At 58.9% G+C, this 13,832-nt stretch carries 14 protein-coding genes; 10 read left to right on the forward strand and 4 right to left on the reverse strand.

Translation table 11 applies throughout. The features are described 5' to 3' along the window. Positions 1–185: 185 nt before the first annotated feature. The 6 genes from BMZ32_RS08640 to BMZ32_RS08665 all read left to right on the forward strand — a co-directional run bounded on the left by BMZ32_RS08640 (position 186) and on the right by BMZ32_RS08665 (position 6,096). A complete protein-coding gene (locus BMZ32_RS08640) occupies positions 186–1,580 on the forward strand; it encodes an FAD-binding oxidoreductase (RefSeq protein WP_090241357.1) in 1,395 nt (464 codons plus the stop codon). Positions 1,581–1,791: 211 nt separating this feature from the next. After that, positions 1,792–2,457, forward strand: a complete 666-nt coding sequence (locus BMZ32_RS08645; protein ID WP_090241359.1) for a fumarylacetoacetate hydrolase family protein — start codon at positions 1,792–1,794, stop codon at positions 2,455–2,457. A gap of 131 nt (positions 2,458–2,588) precedes the next feature. Then, complete coding sequence (locus BMZ32_RS08650; RefSeq protein WP_090241360.1) at positions 2,589–3,524, forward strand: SdiA-regulated domain-containing protein; 936 nt, start codon at positions 2,589–2,591, stop codon at positions 3,522–3,524. 62 nt (positions 3,525–3,586) lie between these two features. Next, positions 3,587–3,931 carry a NirD/YgiW/YdeI family stress tolerance protein gene (locus BMZ32_RS08655; protein WP_090241362.1) on the forward strand — a complete coding sequence of 115 codons (345 nt, stop codon included), beginning with the start codon at positions 3,587–3,589 and terminating at the stop codon, positions 3,929–3,931. Positions 3,932–4,019: 88 nt separating this feature from the next. Beyond that, a complete protein-coding gene (locus BMZ32_RS08660) occupies positions 4,020–4,943 on the forward strand; it encodes an SdiA-regulated domain-containing protein (RefSeq protein WP_090241364.1) in 924 nt (307 codons plus the stop codon). A 364-nt stretch (positions 4,944–5,307) separates the two neighbouring features. After that, a complete protein-coding gene (locus BMZ32_RS08665; RefSeq protein WP_090241365.1) occupies positions 5,308–6,096 on the forward strand; it encodes a gamma-glutamyl-gamma-aminobutyrate hydrolase family protein in 789 nt (262 codons plus the stop codon). Positions 6,097–6,162: 66 nt separating this feature from the next. On the opposite strand, the gene BMZ32_RS08670 is transcribed toward BMZ32_RS08665, so the two are convergent. Further along, a complete protein-coding gene (locus tag BMZ32_RS08670) occupies positions 6,163–7,662 on the reverse strand; it encodes a YifB family Mg chelatase-like AAA ATPase (RefSeq protein ID WP_090241367.1) in 1,500 nt (499 codons plus the stop codon). Between the two features lie 39 nt (positions 7,663–7,701). Continuing rightward, positions 7,702–7,971 carry an accessory factor UbiK family protein gene (locus tag BMZ32_RS08675; RefSeq protein ID WP_090241368.1) on the reverse strand — a complete coding sequence of 90 codons (270 nt, stop codon included), beginning with the start codon at positions 7,969–7,971 and terminating at the stop codon, positions 7,702–7,704. Positions 7,972–8,396: 425 nt separating this feature from the next. On the opposite strand from BMZ32_RS08675, the gene glnK reads away from it, so the two are divergent. The 4 genes from glnK to sutA all read left to right on the forward strand — a co-directional run bounded on the left by glnK (position 8,397) and on the right by sutA (position 12,002). Continuing rightward, a complete protein-coding gene (glnK, locus tag BMZ32_RS08680; RefSeq protein WP_021700071.1) occupies positions 8,397–8,735 on the forward strand; it encodes a P-II family nitrogen regulator in 339 nt (112 codons plus the stop codon). A 36-nt stretch (positions 8,736–8,771) separates the two neighbouring features. Continuing rightward, positions 8,772–10,085: an ammonium transporter gene (locus BMZ32_RS08685; protein WP_090241370.1), complete on the forward strand. Its 1,314-nt coding sequence runs from the start codon at positions 8,772–8,774 to the stop codon at positions 10,083–10,085. Positions 10,086–10,163: 78 nt separating this feature from the next. Then, on the forward strand, positions 10,164–11,414 hold the full coding sequence (locus tag BMZ32_RS08690; RefSeq protein WP_090241372.1) for an ammonium transporter: 1,251 nt from the start codon (positions 10,164–10,166) through the stop codon (positions 11,412–11,414). Positions 11,415–11,669: 255 nt separating this feature from the next. Further along, positions 11,670–12,002: a transcriptional regulator SutA gene (gene sutA / locus BMZ32_RS08695; protein ID WP_090241374.1), complete on the forward strand. Its 333-nt coding sequence runs from the start codon at positions 11,670–11,672 to the stop codon at positions 12,000–12,002. Positions 12,003–12,238: 236 nt separating this feature from the next. On the opposite strand, the gene BMZ32_RS08700 is transcribed toward sutA, so the two are convergent. Further along, entirely contained in the window at positions 12,239–12,934 is a 696-nt protein-coding gene (locus tag BMZ32_RS08700) for an HAD family hydrolase (RefSeq protein WP_090241375.1), read from the reverse strand. After that, the gene (gene xerC / locus BMZ32_RS08705; RefSeq protein ID WP_090241377.1) at positions 12,931–13,827 is read right to left on the reverse strand and encodes a tyrosine recombinase XerC; all 897 of its coding nucleotides are present in this window, start codon (positions 13,825–13,827) and stop codon (positions 12,931–12,933) included. The genes BMZ32_RS08700 and xerC overlap by 4 nt, the downstream gene beginning before the upstream one ends. Positions 13,828–13,832 lie beyond the last annotated feature (5 nt).

A 13,832-nucleotide genomic window follows, 5' to 3' on the forward strand; every position in this document is an offset into this window, starting at 1 on the left:
GGAGTACCTGTTGTCCCACAATAGAGTGTCAGGGAAGAGGCCGAACGCCGCCGGCCGCAGCCCGCAGATCAGCTCGCAGGCACGATTCACGGGGGGCGTATGCTAGCATACGAGGCCCGCGAAACACCTACCCTGGCAGATGAAGCGTGCTCAGGGTGACCATGAATCGTTTGAGAGTTCCGTAGATGACCAACCCTGCGCTGATCGAAGAGCTGAAGACCCTGGTTGAGCCCGGCAAGGTGCTCACCGACGCCGATTCCCTCAACACCTACGGCAAAGACTGGACCAAGCATTTCGCCCCAGCACCGCTGGCGATTGCGTTCCCCAAAAGCATCGAGCAGGTGCAGGCCATCGTCCGTTGGGCTAATCAGCGCGCAGTTGCGCTGGTGCCCTCCGGCGGCCGCACGGGCCTGTCTGCTGGCGCAGTGGCAGCCAATGGTGAAGTGGTGGTGGCCTTCGACTATATGAATCAAATTCTCGACTTCAACGAGTTCGACCGCACCGTCGTCTGTCAGCCCGGCGTGGTGACCAAACAGCTGCAGATGTTCGCTGAGGACAAAGGCCTGTATTACCCGGTGGATTTCGCCTCGGCCGGCTCCAGCCAGATTGGCGGCAACATCGGCACCAATGCCGGCGGCATCAAGGTGATTCGCTACGGCATGACCCGTAACTGGGTGGCGGGTCTGAAAGTGGTCACCGGCACCGGTGAGCTGCTGGAACTGAACAAGGACTTGATCAAGAACGCCACCGGCTATGACATGCGCCAGCTGTTTATCGGCGCCGAAGGCACCTTGGGTTTTGTCGTCGAGGCCACCATGCGCCTCGACCGTGCGCCGAAGAACCTCACAGCCATGGTACTCGGCACCCCAGACTTCGACTCGATCATGCCGGTGCTGCATGCCTTCCAGAACAAGCTGGACCTGACCGCCTTCGAGTTCTTCTCCGACAAGGCCTTGGCCAAGATCATGGCCCGTGGTGACGTGCCGGCAGCCTTTGAAACCGACTGCCCGTTCTACGCCCTGCTGGAATTTGAAGCCACCACCGAGGAAGTCGCCGACGCAGCCTTGGCCACTTTTGAGCATTGCGTTGAGCAAGGCTGGGTGCTGGATGGCGTCATGAGCCAGAGCGAGCAGCAACTACAGAATCTGTGGAAGCTGCGTGAGTACATCTCGGAAACCATCAGCCACTGGACGCCGTACAAGAATGACATCTCGGTCACCGTCTCCAAGGTACCGGCGTTCCTGCATGACATCGACGCCATCGTTGGCGAGCACTATCCAGACTTCGAGATCGTCTGGTTCGGCCATATCGGTGACGGCAACCTGCACCTGAATATTCTCAAGCCGGAAAACCTGTCCAAGGATGAGTTCTTCGCCAAGTGCGCCACGGTCAACAAGTGGGTGTTCGAGACCGTACAGAAGTACAACGGCTCGATCAGCGCCGAGCATGGTGTGGGCATGACCAAGCGCAATTACTTGACCTATAGCCGTTCGGACGCCGAAATCGGCTATATGAAAGCGATCAAGGCGGTGTTTGACCCGAATGGCATTATGAATCCAGGCAAAATATTTCCGCTCTGATCGGCACTGAGCCTGGGTCGCCTGGATAAGCTTTGGCGTAATCCGGGTTCCCGCGAGTTCCCGGGTTGTGTGGCCTTATCCAGGTTACAAGGTCGCGTATTGTTGCCCTTTGGTCGCAACGACATGCCGCTTTGCAGCAGGCATGATCGTGGACTGACAGCTACCGGCCGCCGTACCAAGAGCCGTGCAGCGCACCCCTAAGGAGTTGTTCATGAGCTACCAGCATCAGTATGTCGATGGCACCCATATCCACTTTCCCATGGGCAAGGTGGTGTGCATTGGCCGCAACTACGCCGAGCATGCCAAAGAGCTGAACAATCCGGTGCCGACCGAGCCCTTGTTGTTTATCAAGCCGGGCAGCTGTGTGGTGGCGCTGGATGACAGCTTCACCTTGGTTGAAGGTCGCGGCGACGTCCATTACGAGGCGGAAATTGCTGTGCTGATCGGCAAGCCGCTGTCGCGCACGCCGAATGCTGAGGAAGTACGCGATGCGATTTCCGGCTTTGCCCCGGCCTTAGACCTGACCCTGCGCGACCTGCAGGCCACGCTCAAGGCCAAGGGTTACCCCTGGGAAATAGCCAAGTCGTTTGACGGTGCCTGTGTGTTGGCGCCCTTTGTCCCGGGTGATGCGATCGAGGATCTGACCGATATTGGCATCCGCCTGGCGATCAATGGTGAGGTGCGTCAGGACGGCAACAGCCGTGACATGCTCAACCCGATTCTGCCGATGATCCAGCATATCTGTGGGCATTTCAGCTTGCAGCCGGGCGATGTGATCCTTACCGGCACACCTGCGGGTGTGGGGGCGCTGCATAAAGGTAATGAGCTGCTGCTGGAGCTGGTTGGCCATAGCCGTTTCGCCAGCCGCGCGCTATAACCATATAACCAACACCTGACTCGCAGCCTTGCTGGCGCAGGCACCTGGAGGTGCCTGCTGGCTTTGCGGTTAACAGAAACTTAAGCGTCGCGCTCTAGTCTGACTGCCATCGTTCTTATGAGTTGTGTGCGATGTCGATCTGGATTGCCCCACGCGGGCGGCTTTACCGGCTGCTACTGCTGGTTGTTCTACTGGCGGCGGGTTTGTTTTCAGTCAGTTATCTGCACTGGGATGATCGGCTATTTTATTGGGCCAAAGAGCAGCGGGTGGGTGCGGCCGAGCAGGCGCAGAGTATCTGGTTGCCGGGTTATCGGGCGGTGCTGCAAGGCAAGCCCGTGCAGGGGCTCGAAGACGACGAGTTGTCCGGGCTGACCTACAGCGCCGAGACCAACACGCTGTTCACCGTCTCCGGTAAGCGTCCACAGCTGATTGAGCTGACCCTCAAGGGTGAGGTGATGCGGCGCATCGATCTGCATGGCTTTGCCAATCCGGAAGGGGTGGAAATGCTCTCTGGTGGTCGCTTGGCAATTATCGATGAGCGCAAGCGCACCCTCACCACGTTCAAGCTCAGCGCGCTGACCCATAGCCTGGAATTTACTGATTTAGCCTCTTATGACCTGGGTTTTGCCGATGCCGGTAATAAGGGCTTCGAGGGCATTGCCTGGGACGGTCGCAATGAGCGCGTGCTGCTGGGTAAGGAGCGTGGTCCGTTGGGCCTGTTCAGTCTGCCATTCCCCGGTGAGGAGGGTGCGGCCGGTACCTTGCAGCCGATTGCGTCCGGGCATCTGTTTTTGCGGGATATTTCTTCGCTGAGCTATGACGCCCGCACCGGCCATGCGCTGGTGCTGTCAGATGAATCGCGGCTGCTGCTAGAGGTTGACGAGCAGGGTGAGCCGGTTAGCTTTATCAGCCTGGCCGGCGGCATGAATGGGCTACAGCGCGGCATCGCTCAGGCCGAAGGGGTGACCATGGATGCGGCCGGCAATATTTATATCGTCAGCGAGCCCAACCTGTTCTATGTGTTGCGCAAAGAGCCGGCTAGCGCGCCGCCTGCTCAAGCGGATTAAGCCTGGCTTCAGCTACGTCCTCTAGTCTGGCGCCATCACCTAACTGACTAGAGGCTTACTCCATGAAGCGTTTCACCTTGGCACTGCTGCTCCCGCTGATCTCCACCGCTGCGCTGGCCACTGGTTATACCGGCCCCGGCGCGGTCACTCAGGTCAGCACGGTGGCCGCAGCACTGGATGCCGCTGATGACACCCCGGTGGTGCTGCAAGGACAAATCGTTAAGCGCCTGCAAGACGAGCTGTATGAATTCAAAGACGCCAGCGGCACCATCAATGTTGAAATCGACGACGAGCATTGGCCCGCCCAGGCTGTTTCCGAAACCGCTAAGGTGAAGATCACTGGCGAAGTTGACCGCGATTTAACCAGTCGCGAAATCGATGTTGAGCACCTTGAACTGATCAAATAAGTCGCTTCTTTTTCGTCTCGGTCAGCCCGAAGCCTTGCTTCGGGCTGACGCCGTTGTGTCGTCTGATACCGTCTACGAGTGAGTCATCATGCGAGTCCCTTTCACCCTGAAATGCCTGTCATTGGGTCTTGCCGTACTGATGTTGCTGTCCCTGGGGCTGTTCGCTCAGGAGTATCGATTGTTTGAACGGGCCTGGTTCAATGCGCAGCAGTGGCAACAGCCCGGCACGGGGCAGTCAGCATCCATGCTGTTGGCGGATTATCAGGTGAATATCGAGGCCAAGGTGATCGAAGGGCTCCAGGACGATGTCTCGGCGCTGACCTACGACCCTGATCGCAACAGCTTATTTACCGTGACTAACCAGAAGGCGCAGCTGATCGAGCTGTCGCTGGATGGTGAGCTATTGCGGCGTATCGACCTGCATGGCTTTGGCGATGCCGAAGCGGTCGAGTACATCAGCAAAGGTTTGTATGTGATCACTGACGAGCGGCGTCAGCGCCTGATTAAGGTGCGCGTGGTGGAGACGACAACCGAGCTGCATGCTGACCAGTCTCAGCAGTTCTCCTTGGGCATCGGCCTCAATGGCAACAAGGGCTTTGAAGGGCTGGCCTACGATTCGGCGGGGCAGCGCTTGTTTGTTGCCAAGGAGCGCGACCCCATACGTATCTATGAGATTCATGGTTTTCCCCAGCGCGACCCTGAGCAGCCGTTTGCTGTGCATGTGGTGGACAATCAGCAGCGCGATGCTGGGCTTTTTGTACGTGATCTATCCAGCCTGCAGTTCGATGAGCGCAGTGGGCACTTGCTAGCGTTGTCCGACGAGTCGCGGCTGGTGCTGGAGCTGAATGTCGAGGGCAAGCCGATTAGCAGCCTGTCACTGCTGCGTGGGCGTAATGGCCTTAAGCGCAGCGTGCCCCAAGGCGAAGGCATCGCCATGGATAATCAGGGCACGCTCTACTTAGTCAGCGAGCCCAACCTGTTTTACCGCTTCAGCAAGCCGGCGCAGCCTTAAAGGAGGTATCCGCTAGGCGTGGGCGGCGCAGCGTTGCTTGCTCGGCCGCTGGGCAAGGGTTCTGGGTGAGTGAGATGCTATTCGGTTAGGCGTAAAAAATATTGGACTAAGTGCTGATGAGCCTTATATTTTTATCGAGCATTATCATGTAGTTATGATCAATTCAGACTAGGGCTCCATGTTATGCCCGTGCTTTTGTCAAACAATTTGCACTTATTTGTTTGACATATTTTACGGCTTTGGCAGACTTGCGCGCAGGGTGCAGGACCTTTTGGGCCCCTGTACCAACCGCACAATAGGGTGTGTGCAACAGTGCTCAGCGCCCTGCATAGTAATGGCCGGCTGACCGGTCCCAAGGTGAAGTATGTCCAGCAACGATATCAACAAGCGTACAGCAGCGCGTAAACCGGTGGTCCTGATGTCCATGGGCACCCAGGAGCGTAAAGGTCACGCTTATCAGGTCATGACCCACAAATACATCACACCATTGGCTGAGCTATCCGGCTGTGTGCCGCTGCTGGCACCGAGTTGCTGTGGCATCGATGACATCGACCAATACCTGTCGATGGTCGACGGCGTGTACCTGACCGGGGCAGGCAGCAATATTGACCCTGCGCTGTACGGTCAGAAAAATAAAACCCCAAGTAAAGGCCAAGATAAAGCGCGGGATTTGTTCGATATCCCGCTGATTCGTGCTGCGCTCAAGCGCGGCTTACCGTTGTTCGCAGTTTGTCGTGGCATGCAGGAAATCAACGTAGCGCTGGGTGGCACCATTCACCAGAAAGCCTATGAAGTCGCGGGCATGAATGACCATCGCGAAGACTCGACTGACCCGGTGGCTGTGCAGTACGGCGACAGCCATACCGTACGCGCGTTGCCCGGCAGCTGGTTTGCCGACTTGATGGGTGAGGAGGCGTTCCCGATTAATTCGCTGCATGGCCAGGCAGTCGATCAGTTGGGTGAGGGTATCGAGGCGCTGGCTCATGCCGAAGATGGCTTAATCGAGGCGTTTCATTTGCCGGGCATGCAGCAGTTCACCCTGGCAGTGCAGTGGCACCCGGAGTGGCAGGCGGCGCAGAACCCGCACTCGGTGAAAATCTTTAAGGCGTTCGGTGATGCTTGCCGACAGCGTGCGACGCAGCGCGATCAGTAAGAGTCAGCGCCCTGCCGTAAACGTTTTATAAAAATCCCCTTAATGGGGATTTTTTGTTCGTGCTGTTTAGGTTTCGCGGCCGCTGGGGCGGTATTGCAAGGCCTCACCCAGGTGACTGCGGCTGATATGCATGGCGCTGTCCAAGTCGGCCAGGGTGCGCGCGACTTTTAGCACGCGGTGTGCCGCGCGCAGGCTTAGCCCCAGGCGCTCACAGGCGTTTTCCAGCCACAGGCGGTCTTCGTCGAGCAGGTTGCAATGCTGTTGCACGCCGTTAAGGTCGAGGTGTGCGTTGGCGCAGCCTTGCCGGTCCAGTTGCTGCTGGCGCGCCCTGACCACTTGGGCGGCCAGCTCGGCGCTGCTTGGGCCGGGTTCTGCGCTGGCGTTGAGGCGGGTGGTTTCGCGCGGCACTGTAAGGTGCAAATCGATACGGTCAAGCAATGGGCCGGAGAGTTTGCTGCGGTAGCGCTGAACCTGCTCACTGCTACAGCGGCAGCGCCCGGAAGGGTCGCCCAGGTGCCCGCAGGGGCAAGGATTCATCGCCGCTACCAGCTGAAAACGCGCGGGAAAACGCACCTTGTCGCGTGCGCGAGCGATCACGATGTGGCCGCTTTCCAGTGGTTCTCTTAAAACCTCCAACACCTTGCGATCAAACTCGGGAAGTTCATCCAAAAACAACACGCCCTGGTGGGCCAAGGTGATTTCACCCGGTTGCGGGCGACTGCCGCCGCCGACCAACGCCGGCCCCGATGCGCTGTGATGCGGTGTGCGAAACGGTCTCTGTGGCCAGGCGTTCAGCGGCGTGTGGCTGGCCACGGAGTGGATGGCAGCGACTTCCAGGGCTTCTTGTTCGTTCAGTGGAGGTAACAAACCCGGTAGGCGGCTGGCCAGTAAAGTTTTGCCGGTGCCGGGCGGGCCGGTAAACAGCAGATTATGCGAACCCGCCGCCGCCACCAGCAACGCACGTTTGGCGGCAATTTGCCCCTGTACTTCGGCTAAATCCGGGTAGGGCAGCACTTGGCACAGCAGCCCCTGGGCTTGATAGGGCGCGATCGGTGTTTGCCCATTGAGGTGCGCGGCTATTTCCAGCAGGTGCTCGACGGCAATCACGGTCAGCCCGGACGCTAGGCTGGCTTCCTCGGCATTGGCCTTGGGCACCACTAAGGTGCGTCCGGCGGCGCGTGCAGCCAGTGCCGCGGGTAATACGCCCTGCACCGGGCGAATGGCGCCGGAGAGGGCCAGCTCGCCCAGGCATTCGAGGTGTTCCAGTGCCGCCGCTGGCACCTGACCGCTGGCCGCGAGAATACCGAGGGCAATCGCCAGGTCGAAACGCCCGCCATCTTTAGGCAGGTCGGCCGGCGCCAGATTCAGGGTGATACGTCGGGGCGGAAAGTCGAAGGCGCAATTGAGAATGGCGCTGCGCACCCGGTCCTTGCTTTCCTTCACCGCCGTTTCCGGCAGGCCGACCAGCGCCAGTGATGGCAGGCCGTTGGCCAAGTGAGCCTCGACGGTAACGGCAGGGGCTTCAACGCCGACTTGGGCGCGGCTGTGGACTATGGCCAGGGACATCGATCACTCCTTGATCGGCTGATGCATCCGCCTCAGGCGTTATTCGTTGGTAGCGGTGACATCTGTGCTGCGGGCTTCCATCTCAGCGATCTTCGCTTCGAGGGCTTCCAGGCGCGCGCGGGTACGGGCTAATACAACCATCTGGCTGTCGAATTCATCGCGGCTGACCAGGTCGAGTTTGCTGAAGGTACTTTGGAGCAGCATCTTGAACTGGGCTTCGAATTCGCCGCGCGGCAGGGGTGTATCACCGCTAAACAGGCGAGAGGCGTGGGTGCTGAGAGCGTCTAGCAGGGCTTTAGGTGGCAGCATATTCAGGTTCCATTTACAGATGAGGCAGTGTAGCACGCTGTTTTATTCGCCTTGCCGGGTGCGGCTGGCGCAGTGTTGAGGTGTATGCACGGTTTTCGCGCGTGGCTCAGTCCGTCGTTGCACCGTTGTTGTGCGGTGGCTGTCTGCAGGTATGTGATAAAACCCATGGTTATTCGGATAACTACATGAAATAAATAGGATTTTACTTACCTGGCAAGCTTTCTGCTTTATCTCCTGTGACGCATGCACCGATGCAGTTCCGGTGCGTCAGGCGAAGCGGGGAAGTGTTTCGTTGGGAGTGGTTGCTGAGCATAGGTGCCGCTGGATCAGGGCTGCGATGCATTACAAAAGTCAGGCACTGCGCTTAGACTTGGACTGGGTTCGTAATTCCTGGGGCAAGTCCACCATACACGGGAGAGAGTTACATGAAGCTAGTCACTGCCATCATCAAGCCGTTCAAGCTGGACGACGTTCGTGAGTCACTGTCGGAGATCGGCGTGCAGGGCATCACGGTCACTGAAGTCAAAGGCTTTGGTCGCCAGAAGGGCCATACCGAGCTGTACCGCGGCGCTGAATACGTGGTCGATTTCTTGCCAAAAGTGAAAATCGACGTGGCCATCGCTGACGATCAACTCGATCGTGTGATCGAGGCCATCACCAAAGCTGCCAACACCGGCAAGATCGGTGACGGCAAGATTTTCGTTGTAAACCTGGAACAGGCGATTCGCATCCGTACCGGCGAAACCGGCACCGACGCAGTTTAAGCCTCCGCACGAACCCCACGCCCCAGGAGTTAAACCATGACTCTGCGAAAAATCGCAGGGCTAGGAGCCCTTTTGTCTCTCGTTCCTGGCTTTGCCATGGCCGAAGAGGCCAGCCTAAACAGCGGCGACACCGCTTGGATGTTAGTCGCCACTGTACTGGTGCTATTTATGACCATCCCCGGTCTGGCGCTGTTCTACGCCGGCATGGTGCGCTCAAAGAACGTGCTGTCGGTGTTGATGCAGTGTTTTGCCGTCACCGGGTTGATCAGCATTCTGTGGGTCGTTTACGGCTACAGCATGGCCTTTGATACGACTGGTATGGAGCAAGGGGTACTCAACCTCAACTCCTTTGTCGGCGGCTTCTCCAAAGCCTTCCTTTCTGGTTTGACCCTGGACAGTCTCGTGGCTGGGATTCCGGAGAGTGTGTTCGTCACCTTCCAGATGACCTTCGCCATCATCACCCCGGCGCTGATCGTCGGTGCCTTTGCTGAGCGCATGAAGTTCTCGGCCATGCTGATCTTCATGGCGGTGTGGTTCACCCTGGTCTATGTGCCCATCGCGCACATGGTTTGGGGCGGTGACGGAGCACTGATGTGGGATTGGGGTGTGCTCGACTTCGCGGGTGGCACTGTGGTGCACATCAACGCCGGTATTGCCGGACTGGTGGCCTGCCTGGTGCTGGGCAAGCGCAAGGGTTTCCCGACTACCGCTATGCCGCCGCACAACTTGGGTTACACCCTGATCGGCGCAAGCATGCTCTGGGTGGGCTGGTTTGGCTTTAACGCAGGGTCTGCGCTCGCGGCTAACGGCAGTGCCGGTATGGCCATGCTGGTGACCCAAATTGCCACGGCCACGGCGGCACTGAGCTGGATGTTCGCCGAGTGGATTACCCACCGTAAACCCAGCGTCTTGGGCATTGCCTCGGGTGCTGTGGCGGGCCTGGTGGCGATTACACCAGCGTCCGGCACAGCAGGTCCGATGGGGGCTCTAGCGATTGGTTTGGCCAGTGGGGCGATCTGCTTCTTCTGCGCCACCAGCCTGAAACGCAAGCTGGGTTATGACGACTCCCTTGACGTATTTGGTGTGCACGCGGTCGGCGGCATTGTCGGTGCCATCCTCACTGGTGCGTTCGCCGCTCCGGCCTTGGGTGGCTTCGGTACGGTGGTCGATATTCCGGCGCAGTTGTGGATCCAGTTTAAAGGGGTGGCCTTCACTGTGGTCTACACCGCGGTGGTGACCTTGGTGATTTTGAAAGTGATCGACCTAGTAATGGGCCTGCGTGTCAGCGAAGAGGAAGAGACCATCGGTCTCGATCTCGCCCTGCATAACGAGCGCGGCTACAACCTGTAAGCACACGGAGTGCGTCCGGCGCCAACCCGGACGCCTTAACCGAATAGCGCTAAAAAGCGTAACGGCAAGAGGTGAACCATGGACAACACAGCATTGACTGCATTGCAGTACGGTTTTGATACCTTCTACTTTTTGGTTTGCGGCGCCCTGGTGATGTGGATGGCAGCGGGTTTTGCCATGCTCGAATCAGGTCTGGTGCGAGCCAAGAACACCACAGAGATTCTGACCAAGAACATCGCCCTGTACGCGGTCGCAAGCATCATGTACCTGGTGATCGGCTACCACATCATGTACTCCAGCCCGGAAGGCGGCATCCTGCCAAGCTTTGGTTTCCTGCTGGGGGCTGAAAACAGCGTCGAGTCGGTCCTGGCTGGCGGTGACGATGCGCCTTACTACTCGGCGCGTTCGGACTTCTTCTTCCAGGTAGTGTTCGCCGCGACCTGCATGTCGATTGTTTCCGGTGCTGTGGCTGAGCGTATGAAGCTGTTTGCTTTCCTCGCATTCGCCGTGGTCATGACCGGTTTCATCTACCCGGTACAGGGCTTCTGGAAATGGGGTTCGGGTTTCCTCAACGAAGCCGGCTTCCTCGACTTCGCGGGTTCCGGCGTGGTGCACATGGCCGGTGCTACGGCTGCGCTGGCGGGCGTTCTGCTGCTGGGTGCACGTAAAGGCAAGTACGGTCCGAATGGCCAGGTTAACGCCATTCCGGGCGCCAACCTGCCAATGGCTGCGCTGGGCACTTTCATCCTGTGGATGGGCTGGTTCGGTTTCAACGGTGGCTCGCAGCTGAAGATGAGCACCATCGAAGACGCCAACGCCGTGGCTAACGTGTTCGTTAATACCAACATGGCCGCTGCCGGTGGTTTGATCGCGGCGCTGATGGTTGCGCGTATCTTGTTCGGCAAGGCTGACCTGACCATGGCCCTCAACGGTGCCCTGGCTGGCCTGGTGGCGATCACTGCCGAGCCGCTGACGCCGACTGCCCTGCAAGCCACCCTGATCGGTGGTGTAGGTGGCGTATTGGTAGTCTTCGCGATTCTCGGTCTGGACAAGCTCAAACTCGACGATCCAGTCGGTGCCATTTCGGTGCATGGCGTGGTCGGTATCTGGGGCCTGCTGGCTGTCTGCCTGACCAATAGCGACGCCAGCCTCGGCGCACAGCTGCTGGGTATTGGTTCGATCTTCGCCTGGGTCTTCATCTGCAGCCTGATCGTTTGGTCCATCATCAAGCTGGTAATGGGTCTGCGAGTCAGTGAGGAAGAAGAATACGAAGGCGTGGACATTGCCGAATGCGGTATGGAAGCCTATCCGGAATTCACCAAGCGTTAATTCCCTCTGCTTTGAACAAGGGCGCCTAATGGCGCCCTTTGTTTTTTCTGCGTGCCGATAGGCTCTGTTGTTTTTCAGCGTGCGTGTGGTTGTGATGAAACGGCAACAGACCCTAAAATGCGCGCCGTTGAGTGCAGAACGCTGATGCGCAGTGCTCGGCCAAGGCAAGACACTGGAATCTTTACCGGCCGCGTTAGAAAGCTGACGCAGTTGGGCTATAACTACTCTGCTTTTCGCAAGTCATGAGGTTGGAACATGAGCGACGATGATCTGGAAAACGACGAACTAGAAAGCGCTGACGAAGACGAAGGCGAGGAACTGGCTGCAGCGGATGACGGTGACAGCAACGATGATGATGGCGACGGTGACGACGAAGTTGTGCCCGCCAGCAAACCTAAAAAAGCCAAAGCGGCTGTCGCGGTAGAAGACCTGCCGAGCGTAGAAGCCAAGCAGAAAGACCGTGATGCGCTGGCCCACGCGATGGAGGAGTTCCTTTCTCGTGGCGGCAAGGTGCAAGAGGTCGAGCCGAATGTGGTTTCTGACCCGCCCAAGAAGCCTGAAGGAAAATACGGCAGTCGCCCTATCTAAGCGCCTGCGGTAAACCAAAAAGCCCACAGGCCATAAGCCTGTGGGCTTTTTTGTGGTGGCTCGGGTTAGCCGCTGTGGCGAACGTTGGCAATGGCGCATTTCTTGGGCGGCGTCACCCATCACTGCTAAGTGTCTGCCGACACTCTGTTGGGTTACGCGGCACCTGAATCGGTGACGTGGGCGGGCTGGGGATGGCTGCTAACCCAACCTACACCTGACGCCCATATGCTCGCCGCTCAGCTCCAGCTGTGCAGCAAGGATGGCAATTCTGCCAAGCTGCGGATCTGCCCATCCGGGTGGTTGTCGGTTTCCCAGGCTTTTCCTTGGGGGTTGAACCAGATGGCGCGCAGGCCAGCCGCCTGCGCTCCGGCAATATCATCGCTCGGGTGGTCGCCAATATGCACCGCGTGTTCGGCGGCAATCCCGGCACGTTTTAACGCCTCGGTGAAGGGTTTAGGGTCAGGTTTACCAACACCCAACTCTTCGGCGCACAGGGCGAACTGGAAGTAATCGGCGAGGCCGAGGCGGCGCACATCGGCATTGCCGTTGGTGATCACCCCGAGCTGAAAGCGATTGGCCAGTGCTTCAAGTGTGGGGTGCACCTCGGCAAACAGTTCAACCTGATGGCGCGCGGCGAGGAATACCTGAAAGCCGGCTTCGGCCAACACCTGTGCCTCACTGTGCGGGTAGCCCGCGTCTGCCAGGGCATGCAGGAGGATGCGCCGACGCAGCTCGCTGAGGCGGTGCTTGAGCATCGGTTCGGCCAGCAGCAGGCCGGTGCGAATCGACCACAGGTGCTCCACCGGCACAGCGCCGAGGCGCGGCGCGTGCAGGGCCAGCCAGTTGCGCAGCGCCGCCTCAGCGTCCTGCATCACCGGAGTGACATCCCACAGCGTGTCGTCGAGGTCGAAGGTGATCAACTGAATACTCATTCTATACTGCCTTTGCGTTTGGCCCGTGGGTGAGCCTGGTCATAGACCGTGGCCAGGTGCTGGAAATCCAGGTGGGTGTAAACCTGGGTGGTGGCGATGTCGGCGTGGCCGAGCAGTTCTTGCACTGCGCGCAAATCCTGGGATGACTCCAGCATGTGGCTGGCGAAACTATGGCGCAGCATATGCGGGTGTAGGTGCTGGCCCAGCTCGCGCACGCCTGCCTGACGTACCCGCAGCTGCACCGCACGCGGGCCGATCCGGCGGCCCTGCTGGCTGATAAACACGGCGCCATCGGCAGGCTTGGCCAGGGCCCGTAACGGCAGCCATTGCTCCATGGCCTGACGTGCCATACGGCCGATGGGCAGCTCGCGAGTCTTGTTGCCCTTGCCGATGACGCGCACCAGGCCGGCAGGTAAGTCGAGGCCATCGAGGTTGAGGCCGACCAGCTCTGATAAGCGCAAGCCGGATGAATAAAACAGTTCGAGCATGGCCTGATCACGGCGGGCAATAAAATCGTCTTCCAGGGCGCCGTCGAGTAGTTGTGCGGTGCGGTCGGCATCCAAGGTTTTCGGCAGGCGACGTTCGCCTTTTGGCGGCATCAGGCCGCTGGCCGGGTCACTTTGGCAGTGGCTTTCGCGAATCAGATAACGGTACAAGCCGCGCGTCGCCGACAGCAGGCGCGCGAGGCTGCGGCTGGATTGCCCCTGCAGGTGCAAGTGACCGACCATGCGCCGTAGACGTGCGCTGTCGAGTGCGGACCAACTGTCAATCTGCTCGGGCGTGCACAGCGCCAGCAGCTTACTGAGGTCGTGGCGGTAGCCGATCAGGGTGTGCGAGGACAGCTGGCGCTCACTGCGCAGGTGTTCGAGGTAGGCGTCCAGGAGGTCTTGCATGGAAG

It is taken from the genome of Pseudomonas guineae (assembly GCF_900113745.1).
Lineage (GTDB): Bacteria > Pseudomonadota > Gammaproteobacteria > Pseudomonadales > Pseudomonadaceae > Aquipseudomonas > Aquipseudomonas guineae.